The following is a 20954-nucleotide window of genomic DNA, read 5'->3' as shown; positions in this document are numbered from 1 at the left end:
CCGAACCCCACCACAGGACCTGACAAAGCCCGCACCGCTTCGGGCAGTGTCGCCGGGGATGCCGCAGCGGGTGCGGGCGGCCGAGCGGCAACAGGTCGGCTCGCCCTGGTGTCGGGTGGCCCTGGTGTCAGGTGTCGAGGTCGGTGACCGTGACCGACTGCCGGGCCGAGGGAAGGATGGGGAGGGACTCGTGCCCGAGCTGTCGCATCACGTCGGTCACATCGAACAGGGCTGTGCGTTCGATGACTCTGTCACCACGGAACCGGTCGATTCCCAGCGCGGTGAAGTCGGCGCGGCGGCCGCTCGGTGGTGTGCCGAGCCACGGCCCGAGCTGGGTGCCCGTGACCCGGACCCGTGTGAACACGACGTCCCCCTCGCTGACCTGCTCGACGACCCGGTCGTCCACGTCGGGGAATGCGCGGCGGAAATTGACGACCCAGGCGCGGACGCCGTCGGGTCCGTGCAGGTCGAACTGCGGCCAGTGGAAGTCCTCGGCGAATATCTCGTCGGCGAGGTCCAGCTCGCCGAGCGTGATGATTCGCTCGAACAACTGGGCGACGAGTCGCTTCCGGCTCTCGATCAGGTCGGCTGAACTCTGGTGCAGGTCAACGGGATCGGACACTTGGTGCTCCTTCTTGGCGGTTTCTGACAGGGTGGAGAGACTCGACGGTCGGGGTGGGTCACCCGGTGGCCGGTGGACGAACGGCGATCAGCGTGCCGGAGAGGTGATCGGCCGCGTCGCTGCACAGGAATGCGGTCAGCGGCAGGATGTCCTCGGGACTGCCGAGTCGGCCGCCCGGGTAACTGGACGCGATCCGCTCGATGTACTCCTCCCCCACGCTCTCGCGCATGCCGGGCGTGTCGGTGAGTCCCGGAGCGAGGGCGACGGTTCGGATGCCCTGGCCCGAGAGCTCCTGGTGGACGACGCTGGAGAGGATGTTCAGAGCGGCCTTCGTGCCGCCGTACGCCGCGAGTCCGGGATTGGGCTGCACGCCGAGAGCACTGCTCACGTAGATGATGCGGCCCCCGCCACCGCGGATCATGACGGGCGCGGCGTGCTTGGTGGTGACGAAGCTGCCCACGACGTTCGAGGAGTACGCCCGGGTCAGCGTGTCCACGTCCGTCTCCAGGACGTACTGGCGCGGCGGCATCCAGGCCGCATTGTTGATCAGCGCGTCGATACGACCCCAGGTCCGGTCGATGGTGGCCACCGCACGCGCCACCGCGGACTCGTCGCTCACATCGGCCACCACGGCGAGTGCTGCGGCGGCGCCGGGCAGGCGGCTGATCTCCTGCACGGTCTGCGCCGCCTGCTCCTGACGGCGGGCGAGGACGGCGACGTGCGCCCCCTGCGCCGCCAGCCCCAGAGCCAGCGCCCGTCCCAAACCGCGGCCGGCGCCGGTGACCACGATGACTTTGCCGCGGAGATCGATGTTCATGGGTTGTTGCTCCCTTGCTGGGCGGACACGCACGAGACGGACGGGATGTGGGACGGACCGCGCCTGAGGCCACCGGTTCGCTGAGATCCCCAGCATGCGGGCCTGCAGGGCAGTCAGGAAGGCCACCTCGTACCGCGGATCGGCGTTCCTGGTCCTGGCAGACCCCCCCCACGGACCAGCGGGTTCGGTAGAATCACGCGTTTCCCGACACGGCGGCGCGGAGGTACCGATGGACGTGAAGCCGGACCCAGGACCGACTGTTGGGCCGGACGGGCTCGGCGCCTTCCTGCGCTCCCGTCGCCATCGTCGCTCCCCCGAGGCGGTCGGCTTGCCCAGAGGACTTCGCCGGACCCCCGGCCTGCGGCGCGAGGAGCTGGCACTGCTGGCCGGAGTGAGCGCGGACTACTACACCCGGCTGGAGCAGGGTCGCGCCCAGAGCCCGTCCAGCCAGGTCCTGGAGGCGCTCGCCAGGGCCCTCGGGCTGGACGCCGGCGAGCGTACGCATCTGTTCGCGCTGATCAACCGGGACTTCGCCTCCCGCGGTACCCACCATGTCCCGTCCCCGGTGCGCCCGTCGGTGCAGCGGCTGCTGGACGGGTGGCCCACCCCGGCCTGGCTGGTCAACCACAGTCAGGACGTGCTGGCCTGGAACAGCGCGGCCACCGCCCTGTTCACCGACTGGGCCCAACTGCCCTCGCACGAGCGCAACATGCTGCGGTTCATCCTGCTCGACCCCGCTGCCCGACAGCTCTTCGGGAGTTGGCAGGAGAGTGCGGGCGAGTTCATCGGCAAGTTGCGGACGGCCGCCGCCCGGTGGCCGCAGGACCCGGCGATCGACCGGCTCGTGGCCGATCTGTCCAGCCGCAGCCCTGAGTTCCGCACCTGGTGGTCTCGCTACGAGGTGGCTGAACCCGGACACGGCCGGATCCGCTACCACCACCCCGTGGTGGGCGATCTGACGGTGGACTACGAGACCCTGCGGCTGTCCGGCGAGGGTGAACAGCAACTCGTGGCGGTGAGCGCCGAACCGGGGTCGGTCAGCGCCGACCGCCTGCGCCGGCTTGCCGACCTCGCCCGCACTCAGCCGCGGCCGGCCGTCGATGCTCGGCAGCAGGAGTGCCCCGTCCGGCAGTGAGGGCTCCGCGCTCGGGCCGAGTTCTCGGCGTGGGCAGAAGGGCCGGCGCGGTCAGCGCAGTCGGCACGATCAGCGCAGGAACCCAAGACCCGGCGGCCGAACCGGTCGGGGTGGCCTCGGGGACGATCTCGTCGAACAGCGCGGCGAATTTGGCGTCACAGTCGCGGAGCAGGAACGCGGCCTGCGCGCCGGCGTCCTCCCGCCGACTGATCAGCAATCTCACACGGCCCGTCCGCCGCGGCATCGACCACGTCCTGCACTGGTCCCAATGGCACCGCCGACGCCAACACCAGGCCCGGACCAGCCACGACAAGAGACGAGGCCACAGTCCAAGAGCTGGAGCCTCGTCACAGTGACCACCGTTGCCGTACCAGGGCCTGTCCGGGCGATCTTGTCGGATCAGCGCGCGGCTCCCCCAGCCTTCGGCCCCATCATGGCCCCGACCTGACGAAGCACTATTAGTGCAGTGACCGCGAAGGTTCACCGGGTCGGCGGTAATGATGGCTCTCCTGTCGCTTCCGTGGGTTGCTGACCAGGACTGATACGCAGAACACGCCGTATCCCGGCTACGTTTCGACTTACGGCGGTACGAAACGGAAGAACCTGGATACGGCGTGCGATCTGCAAGGATATGGACTCGGCTGCTCGGTGTCGAAAACACCGTGATCGAGGCTGCGCCGGATCGGCATCGATGAGATCTCCTACAAGCGCCACCGCAAGTACCTCACCATCGTCGTCGACCACGCGTCAGGACGCCTGCTGTGGGCGGACGCCGGACGCGACAAGGCCACCCCGCGGAAGTTCTTCGACCTGCTCGGCGCCGAGCGCTCCCAGAAGATCACGCATGTCAGCGCGGACGCCGTCGAGTGGATCGCCACCGTGGTCGCCGAGCGCCGCCCGGGCGCGGTGCGCGTCATGGACCCCTTTCACGTCGTGCGGTGGGCCACCGACGCCCTGGACCAGGTCCGCCGCCAGGTGTGGAACGCCGAGCGCGGCGGCAAGGGCCACGCCACGCCTGGGTCGAAGTCGCCGAAGAAGGCCCGCTGGGCGCTGTGGAAGCGGCCGGAGGACCTCACCGCCGGCCAGCGGGCCCAGCTCGCGTTCATCGCCAGGGCTCACCCGGTCCTGCACCGCGCCTACCTGCTCAAGGAGGGCCTGCGGATGGCACTCAAGCAGGGCCAGGACACCGCGCGGGCCCTGTGGGACTGGGTGGGGTGGGCACGACGCTGCCGCCTGGAACCCTTCGTGAAACTCCAACGCACCATCGTCAAGCACTGGGACGCCATCACCGCAGCCGCCGAGCACGGACTGAGTAACGGACTCGTCGAGAGCATGAACACCAAGATCCGGCTGATCACCCGCATGGCCTTCGGCTTCAAGGACGCCACCTCCCTCATCGCCCTCGCCATGCTCAGCCTCGGCGGCCACCGCCCCCACCTACCGGGCCGTCAAGCCGCATAACTCCACCCACGGAAGCGACCGAAGAGCCCGAATTCGGTTGCCCTGAAGCTGCCGGCCGGGGTACCAAGGTCGGATGATGCGAGGCGCGGGAGTCGGGTTGCGGGCCCGCCACGAGGACGATGTCCCGCTCCTGTACAGGGAGTTGTACGACGACGTGCCGACCAGGTCGCGCGTCGGCACCAGCCCCTGGCGGCCGGTCCCGCCTGGTTCGGCGGAGGCGCCGTACGCGGTCGACGCGTCGTCGCCGGGCGCCGTGTGCTTCTCGGTGGTCGAGCTGGAATCGCAGGAGCTGGCGGGCGAGGCGGTGCTCAGGGGCATCGACACCCACAACCGCCTCGCCCACCCCGGCCTTTCGCTGCGCCCGGCGTTGCGGGGCGCGGGCTCGGTTACGACGTCGTCCGGGTGCTGTGCGAATACGGTTTCGCCGTAAGGGGGTTGGGGCGGCTGCAGCTGGAGACGCTCGCCGACAACGCGGCGATGATCGCGGCGGCGACCCGGGCCGGGTTCACCCACGAGGGGACGTTGCGCCAGGCCGCCTGAGTGTACGGCGGCATCGTGGACGAGGTCGTGTTCGGCCTGCTCGCCGAGGAGTGGACTCGTAGGGAGGTGCCGGCGCCCCGGGTCGGGCGGCGGCGCGGGTCAGACCGGCTCGACGCCCATGGCCGCGGCGAGCCGCAGGTGCGGCCGGGCCTCGGCGGCGCGGCCCTGCCGCTGCAGGGTGCGGCCGAGCATCAGCCGGGCGTAGCCCTCGGCCGGGTCCTGCTCCAGCACCCGCCGCAGCTCGGCGGCGGCCCGCCCGAGCTGGGCGGAGTGGTAGTAGCTGCGGGCCAGCAGCAGCCGGGCGGCGAGGTTGGCCGGCTCGGCGGCGACCAGCTCCGCCAGGATCAGCGCGGCGTCCGAGTACGCCTGGGAGTCGAAGTACAGCCGCGCCCGCGTGTACTCCTCCAGGGTGGCGGTGGTGGCGGTCACGGTGGTGGCTCCTCTCGTCGTGGTCCCGGTCCACGGTTCGTGGGTGCCAACAATGAGTGAAGCTTCAACTATTCCTGCCTCGGATGTCGGTGGACGGTTGTACCTACTGGTATGTACAGTCGAACCATGGCAACGCAGGACCGGCTCATCGAGACCACCCAGGAGCTGCTCTGGGAGCGCGGCTATACCGGCACCAGCCCCAGGGCGATCCAGCAGCGTTCCGGAGTGGGCCAGGGCAGCATGTACCACCACTTCGCCGGCAAGTCCGACCTCGCCGCCGCGGCCATCCGCCGCAGCGGCGAGCAGCTGCGGGCCGAGGTGGAACAGCAACTGGGCGGCCCCGGCAGCGCCTACCAGCGGATCGAGGCCTACCTGCGGCGCGACCGCGACGTGCTGCGCGGTTGCCGGGTCGGCCGGCTGGCGCAGGATCCGGAGGTCGTCGCGGAGACCGAGCTGCGTGCGCCGGTCGAGGAGACCTTCGCCTGGCTGACCGACCGGATCGCCGCGGTGCTCGAGGAGGGGCGGCGGCGCGGTGAGCTGCTGCCGGGGCCGGACGCGGGGGAGCTGGCCGCGGCGCTGGTGGCGCTGGTGCAGGGGGGCTACGTGTTGGCCCGGGCGGCGGGCTCGACGGAGCCGTTCGACCGCGCGGTCCGCGGCGCGCTCGGCCTGCTGGCGGCCCAGGTTCCCCGGTAGCCCGACGAAGCGGCGGACGGGCGACCAAGGAGCGGACGGGGGTTCCAGCCGGGACCCGAGGACCGGCACCCGAGGAAAGGCACGGTTTCATGCAAGCGATGCAGTACGCGATCACCCTCCCGGCCGACTACGACATGGGGGTCGTCCGCCGCCGGGTGGCGGACCGGGGCCACCTGCTCGACGACTGGCCCGGGCTGGCCCTGAAGGCCTACCTCATCCGCGAGCGCGGGGTGGCCGGCTCGCCGGTCAACCAGTACGCGCCCTTCTACCTCTGGCGCTCCACCGAGGGCATGAACGGCTTCCTGTGGGGTCCGGGTTTCCGGGCGCTCTGCGCGGACTTCGGCCGTCCGGAGGTCCGGCAGTGGGGCGGCCTGGCGTTCCGGAACGGCCCGGAACGCTCCCGCCCACCGGTCTCGGCCACCCGGCGGACCGAGCCGATCCCGCCCGGCGAGGACCCGGCCGAGGCGATCGACCGCGCGCTGGCCACGCTGCCCGACCATCGGTCCGGCGTGCACTGCACCGCGTTGGCCGTCGACACCACGGCCTGGGAGCTGCTGGTCTTCACGCTGTGGAGCGACCCGCCGGCCGCCGACGATCCCGGTGAGCACTACCAGGTGCTGCACCTGAGCAGCCCCGAGCTGGACCGGCTCACCCAGGGACGGCACTGGTGACCACCGGCCACCGCTCGAACGGATCCCGCCCGTTGACCCAGGAGACGCCCGTGTCCACCCCATCGGTCACCACCCCCGCGGTCCGGACGGTACTCGGCGACCTCGACCCCGCCGAGCTGGGCGTCTGCGACGCGCACGACCACCTCTTCTTCCGCTCCCCGTTGTTGCCCGGCCAGGAGCTGGACGACCCGGCCGCGGCCGGCGCCGAACTGGCGGCCTTCCGGGCGGCCGGTGGGGACGCGGTGATCCAGTGGTCGCCGTACGGGCTGGGCCGGGGCGCGGGGCTGCTGCCCACGCTGTCACGGGAGTCCGGCGTCCACCTGGTCGCCGCGACCGGCCTGCACCAGGCGGCGCACTACGCCCCGGAGTTGCCGGCCACGCTCTACGGGCGGCTGGCCGAACTCTTCGTGACCGAGCTGACCCAGGGCATCCACGGCGGGCCGCGGGCCGGAATGATCAAGGTGGCGGGCGGCTACCACGGCCTGGACGAGCACACCCACCGGGTGATGACCGCCGCCGCCGAGGCGCACCACGCCACCGGCGCGCCGATCGGCGTGCACCACGAGCTCGGCACCGCCGCGCCCGCGGTGCTCGACCTGCTCTGCGACCGGCTGGGCGTGCCGCCGCGGAGCGTCGTCCTGGGCCACCTCAACCGCTTCCCCGACCTCCGGCTCTACCGCGAACTCGCCACCTCCGGTGCGTGGTTGGCCTTCGACGGACCCTCCCGGGCGAACCACGCCACGGACGCCTGGCTGCTCGACAACCTGATCGCACTGGCCGAGGCCGGCTACGGCGACCGCCTGCTGCTGGGTGGCGACACCACCACGGCCGCCGCCCGATCGGTCAACGCCGGCCCGGGCATGCCGTTCCTGCTCACCACCCTGCGCCCACGCATCGCCCGGGAGCTGGGCGAATCCCAGGTGGACCAGATCCTCCGCGTCAACCCCTCCCGCGCGTTCGCGACCGTCTGGCGAACTCCCTGAGGCCGCAGGCTGGTTGACGCCGAGGGATGAGGTCCGGGGGCGGCGCGGCCGGCGGTCCGGGGGGCTCACATGTGCGTGCCGCCGTCGATCCGTATCTCCGTACCGGTGATGAACGCGCCGTCCTCGCTCGCCAGCATGGCGATCACGCCGGCCACCGTCTCCGGGCCGGCGAAGCCCTGGCCGAGGGCCGGCGCGAGCTTGCCGAGCAGGGAGAAGTCGGCGTCGGCCGGCAGGCCGGGGTTGTTGGTCATCCCGCTGTCGATGCTGCCCGGCGCCACGCAGACCGCGCGCAGGCCCTGCTTGCTGTACTCCTGCGCGATGGCGTGGGTGAAGGACTGGATGCCGCCCTTGGTCGCGGCGTAGGCCGCCATGTACGGGTGCGCGAAACTCGCCGAGGTGGAGCTGAAGTTGACCACGACCCCGCGCCCGGTGGCGAGCAGCGCGGGCAGCGCCTCGCGGGTCATCAGGAAGGTGCCGGTCAGATTGACCGCGAGCAGGGTGTTCCAGAACTCCAGGCTGGTCTCGTGGGTGTGCGAGGAGCGCAGGATGCCGGCGGCGTTGACCAGGACGTCCAGGCCGCCGAGCGTCTCGACGGCGGCGGCCACGCCGGAGCGGACCGCGGCCTCGGCGGAGATGTCCAGCACCGCGGTGGTCAGCCGGTCGGCGGTGCCCGCGGCGGTGGCCTGCTCGGCGGTGCCGGCCAGGCCGGTCGCGCTGACGTCGACCGCGACGACCCGCCCGCCCTCGGCGAGCAGTCGGTGCACGGTGGCCCGGCCGATGCCCGAGCCGCCGCCGGTGACGAGGATCCGGTGTCCGGTGAAGCGCTGCATGGGGAAGCTCCGTTCTGGTGGTGCTGGGGGTGGTGCGATCGTGCCGTGCCACCGTACGCCCCTGTGGCACAACGTGCCAATATGACTCAGGGTGCCATATGGGCATATCAACGCGTAGCGTGGTGACATGACCGAACGCACCGCCCCGGCCCCGGACCGTCCCTCGCTCACCGACCGCCGTCGTGCCGCGACCCAGCTGGAGATCGCCGTCGCCGCCGCCGAGTTCTTCGCCGAGCGCGGCGCCGAGGCGACCACCGCCGAGGAGATCGCCCGTGCCGCCGGGGTCGCGCTGCGCACCTTCTACCGCTACTTCCGCACCAAGGAGGAGGCCGTCGTACCGCTGTTGGCGGCCGGTGGCCGGCGCTGGGTGGCGCTGATCGCGGACAGTCCGGCCGACCTGCCGGTGCCCGAGGTGCTGGCGCGGGCGGCCGTCCGGGCGCTCACCCCGGCCGACGCGCGGGCCGTCGAGGAACTGCGCTGGACCCGTGCCCTGCTCACCGATCCGGCGCTGCGGACCGTCTGGCGCGGCATGCACCAGGATTCCGAGGAGGAGCTGGTCCCGGTGCTGGCCGCACGCTGCGGCGCCGGGGCCGACCCGTTGGAGGTCCGGCTCGCCGCGGCGGCGGCCACGGCGGCGATCCGGGTGGCCCTGGAGAGCTGGGCCGCGGGCGAGGGGGAGCGGACCGGCGGCGGTGACGGCCCGGGCGCGGCCGCCGATCCCGGTGCGCTGGCCGGTCGTTGCGTGCTGGAGTTGACCGCGGGCCTGCGCCTCTGGCGCGACCCGAGTGGTCCGGGCGGTACGGGCCTTCCCGCCGGGACGAGCGGCACGCGCGCCGCAGACGACTGAGCGGCGCCCCGTCAGGGGGCGCCGCCCGGCTTCGGCTCACTGGCGAGTGACGAGAGTTCAGGCCACCGGCCGCAGCGTCCCGGTGTGCAGCTCACCGACCCGGCCGCCCTCACCCTCGTACGTCCAGAACACCCGCACGGTCAGCTCGGCCAGGTCCATCACGTGGCTGACGGTGAGTCCGCTCCGCTCGGTCCAGCTGACGAAGTACAGCTCCGGGCCCACCTGGGCCACGTGCAGGGCCACGTCCTCCCACTGACCGGCCGACTCGCCCAGCCCCTCCCAGCGCAGCCGCCGGCCGTCCGCCGAGTAGGAGTTGCGGAAGGCCGCGCCGTTGTCGACCTCGAAGAGGTAGGTCCGGCCGGCGAAGCCCGGCAGCTGTGTGGTGGCGGTCATGCTGGTCGAGTTCCTCGTTTCGGGACGGGCGGGGCGCGCGGCTGGATGGATACCTGTGCTCACCAAGCTAGCGGAAGCACCCGGCCGAGGGACAATGGTCACACGACACGCCGCCGCCGCGGGCCGGTCTCCCCGGCCAGCGGGTGGCCAGCCGGCGAACGTGGCGGAGCGGCGAGCCGGGAGGTCGAACATGCGCAAGGTCGTCGACTGCCGCGAGCAGCCGAGCGAGACGCACTGCAGCCTCGCCATCTCCGGCGAGGAGAACGAAGTGGTCGAGGCCGCCGTCCAGCACGCGGTGGCGGTGCACGGGCACACGGACACCCCCGAACTGCGGGAGATGATCCGTGGCGCCCTGAAGGACGAACTGGTCCTCCAGCACACCTGACGGTCCACCCGAGGACCTGGTCCCCGAACCGGCCTCGGACCGTACGGAGAATCCCGTATCGCCCGGGGCCGTCGTCGTCTGCTGGAGTGGGAGGGCAGGGAGGTGGTGGCGATGGCCGTGGACCAGGAGAAGGTGACCCGGTTCCTGGGCCGGGTGGTGGCCGACGGCGGTGCGGCGATGGCGGGCCTGTGCACCTCGATCGGCGACCGGCTCGGGATCTACGCGGCGATGGCGGGCGCGGGCCCGTTGACCCCCACCCAGCTCGCCGTGCGGACCGGCCTGCACGAGCGCTACCTGCGCGAGTGGCTGGCCGCCCAGGTGGCCGGCGAGTACGTGCGGTACGACCCGACGACCGACGGCTACCTGCTGCCGGACGAGCACGCCGCGGTGCTGGCGGACCCGACCGTCCCCACCTACGCGGCCGGCCTCTTCACCATGCTGCAGGCGCTGTACGGCGCCGAGGACGCCCTGGTGGAGGCGTTCCGCACCGGCAGCGGCGTGGGCTGGGAGCAGCACGGCGAGGCGCTCTTCGCCGGCACCGCCAAGTTCTTCCGGCCCGGCTACGCCGGCGCGCTGGTCCCGGAGTGGATCCCCGCGATGAACGGCACCGAGCAGCGGTTGCGCGAGGGCGCCGAGGTGGCCGACGTCGGCTGCGGCTACGGGTACTCGACGATGCTGATGGCCCAGGCCTACCCGGCCTCCCGGTTCCACGGCTTCGACTTCCACCGGCCGTCGATCGAGGCCGCCCGGCGGATCGCCGCGGAGCAGGGGCTGAGCGACCGGGTGACCTTCGAGGTGGCCGGCGCCCAGGACTTCCCGGGCGAGGGCTACGACCTGATCACCTTCTTCGACTGCCTGCACGACATGGGCGACCCGGGCAGCGCGCTGCACCACGCCGAGCACGCGCTGGCCCCGGACGGCGCCTGCATGATCGTCGAGCCCAACGTCTCCCCGGACGTCCGGGCGAACGCCAACCCGATCGGCCGGGCGGTGGTCTCCGCCTCGGTCGCCGTCTGCCTGCCCTGCGCCCTGGCCCAGCACGGGCCGCAGGCGATGGGCAACCACGCCGGTGAGGAGGCCATGCGCCGTCTGGCCGACGGCGCCGGCCTGCACCACTGGAAGCTGGCCGCCGAGAGCCCGCTGAACCGGGTCTACGCCGCCAGCAGGTAGCCGGGTCGGGCCGGGTTTGTCGGGGCCCGGCTTGACCCGGAGTCCGGACGGGCGCACGCTCCTTGGGTGGGCCCGTCCGGAGAGGCCGGCCTGCGGCGGATCTACGCCGTGATCGACCTGCTACTCGACGCCGTCGACGAGGAGAGCCTCCTCCCGGCGCTGCTGCCGTTACTGCTCCGCACGGTCCCGGGGGACAGTCTCAGCTGGATCGACCGCACCCCGGCCGCCCGGCGGCTGACCAACCTGCCCGGTGGGCTCTACACGCCGGAGGCGATCGCGGGTTTCTACCGGCACGCGGCCGCCGACCCGTTCTTCCGGCACACCGACACCGGCAGCGGACTGCCGTTGCGCCGCTCCGACCTGCTGTCGCCCACCGAGTACCACCGGCTGGGCACCTACCAGGCGGCGCTGCGACCGGTGGGCGTCGAGTTCCAGCTGGCGATGGCCTTCCCGGCCGGCTGGTCGTGCTCCGGCCGGCGGACCGTCTGCCTGGTGGTGAACCGTTCCGGCGACGACTTCACGGACGCCGACCTGGCCGCCGCGGGCCTGCTGCGGGCCCGGCTCGGCCACGCGCTGGAACGGCTCGCCCCGCCGCCCCGGCTGCCCGCCCGGCTGACCGAGCGCGAGGCCGCGGTGCTCGACCTGCTGGCCTCCGGGCTGACCGACCGCCAGATCGGCCACCGGCTGGCGGTCTCGCCCCGCACGGTGGACAAGCACCTGGAGCACGCCTACGCCAAGCTCCGGGTGCACAGCCGGGTGGAGGCCGCCGTCCGTTGGCGCGACGCCCGCTGACCTCCGGATGCCGGACGGGGCCGACCCCGTGCGCGCCACGGCGGGCTTCAGCAGGTGAAGTCGATCAGGTGGAAGGTCTCGTAGTGGTCCCAGGTGTAGTAGTCCTCCTGAGCGCCCTCACCGGTGATGATCCGGCGGGTGCCGCGGTTGGAGTCGCCCGGGGTGTCGACGGTGTACTCGTGGTAGTAGCCGTACGGCTGGCTGGGCAGCACGCCCTCGCGGTTCTGGAACACCTCGCCGTCCTCCGAGTACGGGAAGGGGCCGCCGTCGGCGATCAGGTTGAGGGTGTCGTCCGCCTCGCTCGGCAGCGCCGACTGGCAGACCGAGCCACTGACGTCCGCGTGGGCGGCGGTGGCGAAGCCGGCGGTGGGGGCCAGCGCCAGCAGACCGACGGTCAGCACGGAGACGGAACGCGACTTCAACGCGAGTAGAAATCTCTGCATGAGAGGCAGTCTGAGGGCCTGTCAGGCAGAGGTGGAAGGGGGTGCGGCGGGCTCGGCAGAGTCTTCATGTCCAGGTCACCGGGGCGGCGCCCGGACGTTCCGTACCGTCCGCGGACGGATCATTCGTGGCCGATGCGAGCCGGGTGACGGCTCCTCGTCGGACTCCCGTGACGGCTCGGGGGCCCGCCTGCCCTGCTGCTCCCCGCCGCCGACCGCGTCCGCGTCCACCGCTGAGCCGGGGCGCCGCCGCTCACTGCACCGCGATGGTGAATCCCGCGGCGTGGCTCGTCGTGTCCGCATCCTCCGCGCTCGTCAGGACGACCAGCCCGCCGCGCAGCCCGCCAGGCGGCTGGCCCGGCGGGACCTGCGCCGGGATCAGCGCGGTGGCCGTCCCGCCCTGGGGCAGACCGGCCGGGAAGGTGCAGGTGACCGCCCGCATCGTCACGTCCGTGGTGCAGTCGTTCGGGAAGAAGGGGCCGACCGGGGTGACCGCGGGCGGCAGCGAGACGGTCACCGTGAAGGGCTGGGTGGTGGTGCCCGGGCCCTCGTTCGCCACGAAGGCGTGCACCACGGTGGTGCCGCCGGGCGCGACCGGATCCGGGGCCATCGGCATCACGGCGAGGTGCACCGGGGCGGGGGTGTCCGCGACGCTCGGGGTGGCGGCCAGCAGCAGCGCCGCGCACCCCGCCAGCACCGCCCTGCCGCTCCTCACCTTGGACAACGCCATCACCCGCCTGTCTCCCCGAGAGCTGGTCCGCCGGACCGATGGTGTGGCCGGTGCGGCCCGACACGCCAGGCCGTACGGGCAGTGACCACCCGGGCGGGTGAGCCCGGCGAGGGTGAGGTCGGCGGAGCCGACTTCAGGGCGCCAGCACCTGGCCCAGTCGCTCGGCGATCCGGCGCATCACCGGGACCAGCGCGGAACTGCCGGCCTGCTGCTCCAGCAGGTGGATCCGGGCCTCCGGGCCGGAGACCGAGAGCGCGGTCGGGGTCGGCGCGCCCGGCACGGCGACCGCGATGCAGCGCACCCCGATCTCCTGCTCCTGGTCGTCCACCACGTAGCCCGCCTCGCGGAAGCCGGCCAGCTGGTCCAGCAGCCGCTTCGGGTCGGTGACGGTGAACTCGGTGTGCGCGGGCAGTGGCCGGTTGCCCAGGATGGCCCTGGCCTCCTCCTCCGGGAGCTGGGCCAGCAGCGCCTTGCCGACACCGGTGCAGTGCGGCTGCACCCGCCGCCCGACCTCGGTGAACATCCGCATCGAGCGCCGCGACTGCACCTGGCCCACGTAGACCACCTCACCGCCCTCCAGGACGGCCAGGTTGGCGGTCTCGCCGGTGGCCTCCATCAGCTCCGCCAGGTAGGGGCGGGCCCAGCTGCCGAGCAGCCGGCCGGCCGTCTCGCCGAGCCGGATCAGCCGGGGGCCCAGGGTGTAGCGGCGGGCGGTGTCCTGGCGGACATAACCCTGCTGGGCCAGGGTACGAACCAACCGGTGAATGGTGGGCATCGGGAGTCCGGAGCTGCTGGACAGCTCGCTGAGGGTCGCGATGCCGCCGGAGTCGGTGAGGGCCTCCAGGAGTTGGAAGGCGCGCTCCACGGACTGCACGGTTCCGGCACTGCGGTCGTTGCCCGGCGAGGCTGTGGCGGGGGTGCTGGCCACCGGCGTTCCCTTTGCTGTCGGAGGAGGAGTAGAGTCCCAGCGATCACCTCAACAAACCGTTGAAATTCTGTATCGCGGAAACTAGTCTCCACCTTACAGAATCGAACTCGCCGGTAGGTGGGTTCAGATCCAGGAAGTTCCCACCGGAACTCCCTACGGCTCAACCGTCCAAGGAGTGTCCTGCCCATGGCTACAGAACAGGGACCCGCCCGCAGCCTGCGGCCGGGGGTGCCCCCAGGCGCCGCCGCTGCTTCGGCTGTCACTGTCGCCGGTCCGCGCGTCGCCCGTGCGGAGGAGGTGCTCACCCCGGAGGCGGTCGCGTTCGTGGTCAGCCTCCACCGCGCCTTCGAAGGCCGTCGCCAGGAACTCCTCGCCCGACGGAAGACCCGACGGGCCGAGATCGCCCGGGCGGGCACCCTCGACTTCCTGCCGGAGACCGCCGGGATCCGGGCGGGCGACTGGACGGTGGCGCCGGCGCCGCGGGCCCTGCAGGACCGCCGCGTCGAGATCACCGGTCCGACCGACCGCAAGATGGTCGTCAACGCCCTCAACTCCGGTGCCAAGGTGTGGCTCTGCGACTTCGAGGACGCCACCTCGCCGACCTGGCAGTCGGTGGTCTCCGGGCAGCTCAACCTGATCGACGCCTTCGAGGGCCGGATCGACTTCACCACCCCGCAGGGCAGGGCCTACACCCTCAGGCCCGCCGGCGAACTCGCCACCGTGGTGGTCCGCCCGCGCGGCTGGCACCTGGACGAGAACCACCTGCTGGTGGACGGGCGGCCGGTGGCCGGTGCGCTCTTCGACTTCGGCCTCTACTTCTTCCACAACGCCGCGCGACTGCTCGCCAAGGGCCCCGGGGACCCCAACTCCGGGCCGTACTTCTACCTCCCGAAGACCGAGAGCCACCTGGAGGCGCGCCTCTGGAACGACGTCTTCAGCTACGCCCAGGAGCAGTTGGGCATCGAGCACGGCACCATCCGGGCCACCGTGCTGATCGAGACGATCACCGCGGCCTTCGAGATGGACGAGATCCTCTACGAGCTGCGCGACCACGCCGCCGGGCTCAACGCGGGCCGCTGGGACTACCTCTTCTCCATCATCAAGAACTTCCGGGACGCCGGCGAGCGGTTCGTCCTGCCGGACCGCAACAGCGTCGGCATGACCTCGCCGTTCATGGCCGCGTACACCCGGCTGCTGGTGCGGACCTGCCACCGGCGCGGGGCCCACGCGATCGGTGGGATGGCCGCGTTCATCCCCTCCCGCAAGGACCCGGAGGTCAACGCCGCCGCCCTGGAGAAGGTCAAGGCGGACAAGGACCGTGAGGCCACGGGCGGCTTCGACGGTTCCTGGGTGGCCCATCCCGACCTGGTCCCGGTGGCCCGTGCCTCGTTCGACGCGGTGCTCGGCGACCGGCCGCACCAGAAGGACAACCCCGGCTCCGCCGAGCCGGTGACGGCCGCCCAACTGCTGGACATCGCCGGCGCCGGCGGCTCCTGCACCGAGGTCGGCCTGCGGAACGCGGTCGCGGTCGGGCTGCGCTACTGCGAGGCGTGGTTGCGCGGGCTGGGCGCGGTCGGCATCTTCAACATGATGGAGGACGCGGCCACCGCCGAGATCTCGCGCTCGCAGATCTGGCAGTGGATCCACAACGGCGTGGTGCTCGCCGACTCCGGTGAGAAGGCCACCGCCGAGCTGGTCCGTCGCCTGATCTCCGCCGAACTGGACGGCCTGCGTGCCGAGCTGGGTGACGAGGCGTACGCGGCCGGCCGGTGGACCGAGGCCCGCGAACTCTTCGAGCAGGTCTCGCTCGCCGAGGACTTCGTCGACTTCCTGACGCTGCCAGGTTACGCACTGCTCGGCTGAGCCGCCCGCTCCGTTTCGTACGGTCCGCCGGGGCGAACTTGTCCTCGGTGGACCGTGCGAGTTGTCTCCCCGAAGGGTCCAGCACCATGGTCCGGATGTTCCTCAACGGCCAGGCGATGCGCGGTGGTGAGTTCCACGCGCTGCTCGGCGACGCGCCGTTCCTCGGCACCGTGCGCACCGCGCCGGGCCACCGCTTCTTCTCGATCCGGGACGTCTGCCCCGGCCTGCTGCCCGATCCGGCGGCGGACAGCGCGATCGAGGGTGAACTCTACGAGCTCAGCCTGGAGTTGCTGCGCGACGTGCTGCTGCCCGGCGAGCCGCCGGAGCTGCAGCTCGGGGTGATCCGGCTGGCGGACGGCGGCGCCTGCTTCTCCATGGTGCTGGCCCGTGGCGAGTTGGAGCGCGGCGTGCACAAGGAGATCACCGAGTTCGGCGGCTGGCGCGCCTACCTGGCCGCTCTGGGCCGGACCAGCTGAACGACCGTACGGTGAGGGGTCAGTCGCCGTGGCGCAGCAGGTCGTCGACGACCGCCGCCTGGCCCGCCATCTGCACCTTGATGGTCTGCAACTCGCCGCTGTGCTGGGCCATCAGGGCGTGCTGCCGGTCCACCTCGGCGGTGAACCAGACGCCGACGACGTTCTCCTGCTGCTTGCAGGCCACGTCCGCCTCGGCGGTCTGCTGCTCGTTCCGGCCCGGGGTCGGCCCAGCGAAGGCCGGGTCGTTCACCGCGTCCATCGGGGTCGCGTAGTGGAAGCCCTTGGCCGCCATGCAGGCGGACCATTCCTGGAACACCGCCCGCACCGTCGGCGCCTTCAGCGAGTCGCTGAAACTCTCGCTGTCGATCTGCTGCACCAGGGCGGCGTCACCGAGAAAGCTGGCACCGTCCGACAGCTTGTCGTGCATATCGCCCAGACAGCCGCCAGCGGATACCGGCTGTGATTTGTAGCTGGTCGCCGTGCCGGGCTTTCCGGGTGATCCGTTGCCTTTGAGAACCAGTTGGTATCCGGGGTCATCGTCGTCCGGAGGAGAAGATTCGGCGGCGTTCGCGAGATATCCCGGATCGGCCGGTCCGAAATGATATCCGGTGCTTTTCGCCTGGTCCGGGCTGGTCACCCCGTACCGCATTTCGGTGATGGTGGTCGGCGTGCTCCGCGGGGCCGCCGGCGTGGTCAGGTAGGTGAATCCGTAGCGTTGCATGCACTGGGTGACCAGCAGTTGTGAGGCCTGGTCCAGCCGGAGTTGCGCGGGCGGCGTCAGCAGGTAACCGGCGATGGGCAGTTGCAGGGCGGTGCTGTCCAGGACGGTGGGTGTCGGGGCCGGCGTCGGCGACCCGGTGGCGCTCTCGGCGTCGGCGTCGCCGGCGCAGCCGGACGCCGTGGCCAGCACCGCGGCGGTGCAGAGCGCGGCCAGCAGGACGGGCAGGGGGCGGGGACGACCGGACATGGCGGGCTGACTCCTGGTCGGGCGGGCGGGAACCGGTGCGGTGGCCGGCCGGGACGGACCCGGCCGGCCGGTGCGGCTCAGCCGAACGAGATCGAGGCATCCTCGTTGTAGGTGTGGGTGAGGTGGCCCTCGCCGGTGCCCGGGTAGAGCGTGTCGGACGTGCCCGCGTAGTTGGAGTTGTACCAGATGGTCGCGGTGGTGGTGCCGAAGTTCCAGGCCGAGGCGGCGTTGTTCTTGATCGGCTGGCCGTCGATGAAGTAGTAGCCGGCCAGGTTCGGCACGTTGCTGGTGAAGTTGGCCCAGTCGCCCTGGTAGTTCGAGTTGTAGTAGAGGTTCACTGAGTTGGACGCCGAAGCGGTGCCGGCAGCACCCAGGGTGGCGAGCGCGGCACCGGCGACGCCGAGCGCGAGAGCGGCCTTGATACGCATGGATTCCTCCGTGGAATTGCGTGGATGGTTGCCGGACCGGGCATTCCGCGTTTCCCCCGACCGGTCGCCAGGGACGCTACTCGCTGCCTCCGGGCCGGAGCAACGGCGTTTATTTAGCGCTGGTTCCCGGAAGATCGCCGACCGTTTCCGGGTAGTTCGGTGAATTCGGCAAGCGGAATTGTGCGTGCCGCATCGGAGCATGTGTGGATCACGCGGACACGGGGTGCCGCAGCGCGTGGTGCACCAGGAGCCGGCCGTAGACCTCCTGGTGGATCCCGCCCGGGGTCCGGCTGGTGAGCGGCCCGGCCGTGTGGTCCGCGCCGAGCAGCGCCTCGGTCAGCGCGGCGGTGCCGGCGACCGTGCCCGCGCCCAGCGCGCCCAGCAGCTCGGCGGCCGGTGCCTCGACGGGGTCGAGCAGGGTGGTGAGCACGTCGGGGGCGAGCGCCCGCAGCGGCCGGTCGAGCCGGCCGACCAGGAACGTCCCGTCCGGCAACCGTCCGTGTGGTCGTCCGTGCGCTCGGCCGGTGGGTAGCCGCCAGACGAAGCCGGCCCCGGTGTCGGTCAGGGCATCGGCCAGTCGGCCGTTCAGCGACAGTCGGTCGGTCAACAGCAGGACGTCCGGCCCCGCCGAGCACCGCAGCGCGTGCACCGCGTCGGGGGTGGCCCAGGCGGCGTCCAGGACGACGCCGGTGCCGCCCTCGACCAGCGCGACGACCCGCAGCCGGGTGGTGCCGAGGGTGCCGGCCGGCAGTGGGACGTGGTGCTCGGCCAGGAGCAGCAGCCGTCTCCCGCGCCAGTGCGTGCCGCTGGCGCCGGGCATGGCCAGCGGGTGCACCGCGGTGTGGAAGAGCGCGCGCAGCGGACCGCTGCCGAGGCGCTGTCGAGCCTGGTAGATGCTCGCCTTGCTGGGCAGTTGGTGATCTCCCGGCAGGTCGGGCCAGTGCAGCTCGGAGACCAGCCGGCGCATCACGTCCAGGTAGGGGGAGGGCGAGAAGAGCGCCATGCCGAGGACGAAGTAGACCATCAGCCGGGCCGACAGCAGCCGGCGCCGCTGCTCGGTTCGGCCGCAGGCGGCGACGGCCTGGTCCACCAGCTCCGGGGGATAGGCCCGGAGCAACAGATCGAGACGGGCGGGGTCGGCTGGTTCGGGCACCAAGACTCCTCTGGGTGACTCGGCTGCGGGACGCGTCGAGAAGCGTGACAGCCCGGTGTATCGGCCTCGTAGCCCCGAGTCGCGCCGGCCCGGCGGATGGACGTCGCACCTGCTCGGGCCGTGGAAACGGGCCTGCGGCCTGGTGGGACCGCCAATGACCGCCAATGGCCAGGGGTTCAACGAGTTGTTGAAGATGGCGGGGTCGAAGCCTTGACGGGTCGCCGGAGCGCCCCGTACGTTGATTTCACATCACAGAACCTGTATTCCGCATTGTGGAAATATGAGTCGACCGCAGGAGTCCCCCGATGCCTCGAATGACAGCCGCCCGCGCGGCAGTTGAGATCCTCAAGCGCGAAGGCGTTGAGGTCGCGTTCGGCGTGCCGGGCGCCGCGATCAACCCCTTCTACGCCGCCCTGAAGGCCTCCGGCGGGATCAACCACACGCTGGCCCGGCACGTCGAGGGCGCCTCGCACATGGCCGAGGGCTACACCCGGGCCAAGGCCGGCAACATCGGTGTCTGCATCGGCACCTCCGGCCCGGCCGGCACCGACATGATCACCGGCCTCTACTCGGCCAGCGCGGACTCGATCCCGATCCTCTGCATCACCGGCCAGGCGCCCACCGCCCGGCTGCACAAGGAGGACTTCCAGGCCGTCGACATCGCCTCGATCGCCAAGCCGGTCACCAAGGCGGCCACCACCGTCCTGGAGGCCGCCCAGGTCCCCGGCGTCTTCCAGCAGGCCTTCCACCTGATGCGCTCCGGCCGCCCGGGCCCGGTGCTGATCGACCTGCCGGCCGACGTCCAGGTGACCGAGATCGAGTTCGACCCCGAGACCTACCAGCCGCTGCCGGTCTACAAGCCGGCCGCCACCCGAGCCCAGGCCGAGAAGGCGATCCGGCTGCTCAACGAGTCCGAGCGCCCGCTGATCGTGGCCGGTGGCGGCATCATCAACGCCGACGCCGCCGAGCTGCTGGTCGAGTTCGCCGAGCTGACCGGCACCCCGGTGATCCCCACCCTGATGGGCTGGGGCACCCTCGCCGACGACCACCCGCTGAACGCCGGCATGGTCGGCCTGCAGACCGCGCACCGCTACGGCAACGAGAACTTCCTCGCCTCGGACTTCGTGCTGGGCATCGGCAACCGCTGGGCCAACCGCCACACCGGCGGCCTGGAGGTCTACACGGCCGGCCGGAAGTTCGTCCACGTGGACATCGAGCCCACCCAGATCGGCCGGATCTTCGCACCGGACTTCGGCATCGCCTCGGACGCCAGGGCCGCGCTGGAGCTCTTCATCGAGGTCGCCCGCGAGCTGGAGGCGGCCGGTGAGCTCAAGGACCGCGGCGAGTGGGCCGCCTCCACCCAGCAGCGCAAGGCCTCCCTCCAGCGCCGCACCCACTTCGACGACGTGCCGCTCAAGCCGCAGCGGGTCTACGAGGAGATGAACCGCGCCTTCGGTCCGGAGACCCGGTACGTCACCACCATCGGCCTCTCCCAGATCGCCGGCGCTCAGATGCTGCACGTCTACAAGCCGCGACACTGGATCAACTGCGGCCAGGCCGGCCCGCTGGGCTGGACCATCCCGGCCGCGCTGGGGGTCGCCACCGCCGCCCCCGGGGCCCAGGTGGTCGCGCTCTCCGGCGACTACGACTTCCAGTTCATGATCGAGGAGCTGGCGGTCGGTGCACAGCACCACATCCCGTACGTCCACGTGCTGGTGAACAACTCGTACCTGGGCCTGATCCGCCAGGCCCAGCGCAACTTCGACATCGACTTCCAGGTCAAGCTGGAGTTCGAGAACCTCAACTCGCCGGAGCTGGGCGTCTACGGCGTGGACCACGTCAAGGTCGCCGAGGGGCTGGGCTGCAAGGCGATCCGGGTCACCCAGCCGGAGGACCTGCTGCCGGCCCTGGAGGAGGCGAAGAAGCTCGCCGCCGAGCTCAGGGTCCCGGTGGTGGTCGAGGCGATCCTGGAGCGGATCACCAACATCTCGATGAGCGGCACCGACATCGACAAGGTGAACGAGTTCGAGGAACTGGCCAGCGAGCCGGGCCACGCGCCGACCGCGATCCTCCCGCTCGCCTGACCGGGCGGGGGAGCGACGGGGGGGGGGGGGGGGGGGGGGGGGGGGGGGGGGGGGGGGTGTTGGGGGGGGGGGGGGGCGGGTGGGGGGGGGGGGGGGGGGCGGGGGCGGGGGTTGTCG

General features: G+C 71.8%; 24 protein-coding genes and 1 pseudogene. 14 read left to right on the top strand and 11 right to left on the bottom strand.

The window, feature by feature from the left end; all coding sequences use genetic code 11:
• Window positions 1–127: 127 nt before the first annotated feature.
• Together ACZ38L_RS31265 and ACZ38L_RS31260 are read right to left on the bottom strand one after the other, a co-directional pair.
• Window positions 128–622, bottom strand: coding sequence for an ester cyclase (locus ACZ38L_RS31265; RefSeq protein WP_465699600.1), 495 nt, complete (start codon window positions 620–622; stop codon window positions 128–130).
• 58 nt (window positions 623–680) lie between these two features.
• Window positions 681–1439 carry an SDR family NAD(P)-dependent oxidoreductase gene (locus tag ACZ38L_RS31260; RefSeq protein ID WP_465699597.1) on the bottom strand — a complete coding sequence of 253 codons (759 nt, stop codon included), beginning with the start codon at window positions 1437–1439 and terminating at the stop codon, window positions 681–683.
• Between the two features lie 229 nt (window positions 1440–1668).
• On the opposite strand from ACZ38L_RS31260, the gene ACZ38L_RS31255 reads away from it, so the two are divergent.
• From ACZ38L_RS31255 to ACZ38L_RS31240, 4 genes and pseudogenes are all read left to right on the top strand, one after another.
• Window positions 1669–2574, top strand: coding sequence for a helix-turn-helix domain-containing protein (locus ACZ38L_RS31255; RefSeq protein WP_465699595.1), 906 nt, complete (start codon window positions 1669–1671; stop codon window positions 2572–2574).
• Window positions 2575–3246: 672 nt separating this feature from the next.
• Window positions 3247–4035: pseudogene (locus ACZ38L_RS31250) on the top strand (ISL3 family transposase); the annotation flags it as partial.
• A 142-nt stretch (window positions 4036–4177) separates the two neighbouring features.
• Complete coding sequence (locus ACZ38L_RS31245; protein ID WP_465699618.1) at window positions 4178–4465, top strand: hypothetical protein; 288 nt, start codon at window positions 4178–4180, stop codon at window positions 4463–4465.
• Entirely contained in the window at window positions 4438–4575 is a 138-nt protein-coding gene (locus tag ACZ38L_RS31240) for a hypothetical protein (RefSeq protein ID WP_465699592.1), read from the top strand. The genes ACZ38L_RS31245 and ACZ38L_RS31240 overlap by 28 nt, the downstream gene beginning before the upstream one ends.
• 99 nt (window positions 4576–4674) lie before the next feature.
• Here the strand turns inward: ACZ38L_RS31240 and ACZ38L_RS31235 are convergent, their stop codons facing one another.
• Window positions 4675–5004 carry a tetratricopeptide repeat protein gene (locus tag ACZ38L_RS31235; protein ID WP_465699590.1) on the bottom strand — a complete coding sequence of 110 codons (330 nt, stop codon included), beginning with the start codon at window positions 5002–5004 and terminating at the stop codon, window positions 4675–4677.
• Between the two features lie 126 nt (window positions 5005–5130).
• On the opposite strand from ACZ38L_RS31235, the gene ACZ38L_RS31230 reads away from it, so the two are divergent.
• The 3 genes from ACZ38L_RS31230 (at window position 5131) to ACZ38L_RS31220 (ending at window position 7351) form a co-directional block, all read left to right on the top strand.
• Window positions 5131–5697, top strand: a complete 567-nt coding sequence (locus ACZ38L_RS31230; protein WP_465699588.1) for a TetR/AcrR family transcriptional regulator — start codon at window positions 5131–5133, stop codon at window positions 5695–5697.
• Between the two features lie 89 nt (window positions 5698–5786).
• Window positions 5787–6368 carry a DUF4865 family protein gene (locus ACZ38L_RS31225; RefSeq protein WP_465699584.1) on the top strand — a complete coding sequence of 194 codons (582 nt, stop codon included), beginning with the start codon at window positions 5787–5789 and terminating at the stop codon, window positions 6366–6368.
• Window positions 6369–6418: 50 nt separating this feature from the next.
• Window positions 6419–7351, top strand: coding sequence for a phosphotriesterase family protein (locus tag ACZ38L_RS31220; RefSeq protein WP_465699580.1), 933 nt, complete (start codon window positions 6419–6421; stop codon window positions 7349–7351).
• Between the two features lie 65 nt (window positions 7352–7416).
• Here ACZ38L_RS31220 and ACZ38L_RS31215 read toward each other — a convergent pair whose 3' ends face one another.
• The gene (locus ACZ38L_RS31215) at window positions 7417–8181 is read right to left on the bottom strand and encodes an SDR family NAD(P)-dependent oxidoreductase (RefSeq protein ID WP_465699577.1); all 765 of its coding nucleotides are present in this window, start codon (window positions 8179–8181) and stop codon (window positions 7417–7419) included.
• A 127-nt stretch (window positions 8182–8308) separates the two neighbouring features.
• Between ACZ38L_RS31215 and ACZ38L_RS31210 the strand changes: the two genes are divergently transcribed.
• Window positions 8309–9028: a TetR family transcriptional regulator gene (locus tag ACZ38L_RS31210; RefSeq protein ID WP_465699575.1), complete on the top strand. Its 720-nt coding sequence runs from the start codon at window positions 8309–8311 to the stop codon at window positions 9026–9028.
• Window positions 9029–9085: 57 nt separating this feature from the next.
• Here the strand turns inward: ACZ38L_RS31210 and ACZ38L_RS31205 are convergent, their stop codons facing one another.
• The gene (locus ACZ38L_RS31205; RefSeq protein WP_465699573.1) at window positions 9086–9421 is read right to left on the bottom strand and encodes a MoaF-related domain-containing protein; all 336 of its coding nucleotides are present in this window, start codon (window positions 9419–9421) and stop codon (window positions 9086–9088) included.
• Between the two features lie 190 nt (window positions 9422–9611).
• Here ACZ38L_RS31205 and ACZ38L_RS31200 point away from each other — a divergent pair, with 190 nt between their 5' ends.
• The 3 genes from ACZ38L_RS31200 (at window position 9612) to ACZ38L_RS31190 (ending at window position 11768) form a co-directional block, all read left to right on the top strand.
• Window positions 9612–9806, top strand: a complete 195-nt coding sequence (locus tag ACZ38L_RS31200; RefSeq protein ID WP_396562198.1) for a DUF1059 domain-containing protein — start codon at window positions 9612–9614, stop codon at window positions 9804–9806.
• Window positions 9807–9917: 111 nt separating this feature from the next.
• Window positions 9918–10976 carry a class I SAM-dependent methyltransferase gene (locus tag ACZ38L_RS31195; protein ID WP_465699569.1) on the top strand — a complete coding sequence of 353 codons (1059 nt, stop codon included), beginning with the start codon at window positions 9918–9920 and terminating at the stop codon, window positions 10974–10976.
• Window positions 10977–11042: 66 nt separating this feature from the next.
• Window positions 11043–11768 (top strand): helix-turn-helix transcriptional regulator, encoded by a 726-nt coding sequence (locus tag ACZ38L_RS31190; protein ID WP_465699567.1) that lies wholly within the window; start codon window positions 11043–11045, stop codon window positions 11766–11768.
• Between the two features lie 47 nt (window positions 11769–11815).
• On the opposite strand, the gene ACZ38L_RS31185 is transcribed toward ACZ38L_RS31190, so the two are convergent.
• From ACZ38L_RS31185 to ACZ38L_RS31175, 3 genes are all read right to left on the bottom strand, one after another.
• Window positions 11816–12211 carry a ribonuclease gene (locus ACZ38L_RS31185; RefSeq protein ID WP_465699565.1) on the bottom strand — a complete coding sequence of 132 codons (396 nt, stop codon included), beginning with the start codon at window positions 12209–12211 and terminating at the stop codon, window positions 11816–11818.
• Window positions 12212–12461: 250 nt separating this feature from the next.
• Window positions 12462–12938 (bottom strand): hypothetical protein, encoded by a 477-nt coding sequence (locus ACZ38L_RS31180; RefSeq protein WP_465699563.1) that lies wholly within the window; start codon window positions 12936–12938, stop codon window positions 12462–12464.
• A gap of 133 nt (window positions 12939–13071) precedes the next feature.
• Complete coding sequence (locus tag ACZ38L_RS31175) at window positions 13072–13866, bottom strand: IclR family transcriptional regulator (RefSeq protein WP_396562190.1); 795 nt, start codon at window positions 13864–13866, stop codon at window positions 13072–13074.
• A gap of 186 nt (window positions 13867–14052) precedes the next feature.
• On the opposite strand from ACZ38L_RS31175, the gene aceB reads away from it, so the two are divergent.
• Window positions 14053–15729 (top strand): malate synthase A, encoded by a 1677-nt coding sequence (gene aceB / locus ACZ38L_RS31170; RefSeq protein WP_465699561.1) that lies wholly within the window; start codon window positions 14053–14055, stop codon window positions 15727–15729.
• A gap of 95 nt (window positions 15730–15824) precedes the next feature.
• Window positions 15825–16205, top strand: coding sequence for an allophanate hydrolase-related protein (locus ACZ38L_RS31165; protein WP_465699559.1), 381 nt, complete (start codon window positions 15825–15827; stop codon window positions 16203–16205).
• A gap of 19 nt (window positions 16206–16224) precedes the next feature.
• On the opposite strand, the gene ACZ38L_RS31160 is transcribed toward ACZ38L_RS31165, so the two are convergent.
• The 3 genes from ACZ38L_RS31160 to ACZ38L_RS31150 form a co-directional block, all read right to left on the bottom strand.
• Window positions 16225–17172 (bottom strand): hypothetical protein, encoded by a 948-nt coding sequence (locus tag ACZ38L_RS31160; protein ID WP_465699557.1) that lies wholly within the window; start codon window positions 17170–17172, stop codon window positions 16225–16227.
• A gap of 77 nt (window positions 17173–17249) precedes the next feature.
• On the bottom strand, window positions 17250–17600 hold the full coding sequence (locus tag ACZ38L_RS31155) for a peptidase inhibitor family I36 protein (protein ID WP_465699555.1): 351 nt from the start codon (window positions 17598–17600) through the stop codon (window positions 17250–17252).
• 208 nt (window positions 17601–17808) lie between these two features.
• A complete protein-coding gene (locus ACZ38L_RS31150; protein WP_465699553.1) occupies window positions 17809–18753 on the bottom strand; it encodes a transposase domain-containing protein in 945 nt (314 codons plus the stop codon).
• A 305-nt stretch (window positions 18754–19058) separates the two neighbouring features.
• Between ACZ38L_RS31150 and gcl the strand changes: the two genes are divergently transcribed.
• Window positions 19059–20837, top strand: coding sequence for a glyoxylate carboligase (gcl, locus tag ACZ38L_RS31145; protein WP_465699551.1), 1779 nt, complete (start codon window positions 19059–19061; stop codon window positions 20835–20837).
• Window positions 20838–20954: the final 117 nt, after the last annotated feature.

This window comes from Kitasatospora sp. NPDC024654, from assembly GCF_055559155.1.
This window is presented reverse-complemented; position numbering and strand designations above follow the sequence as displayed.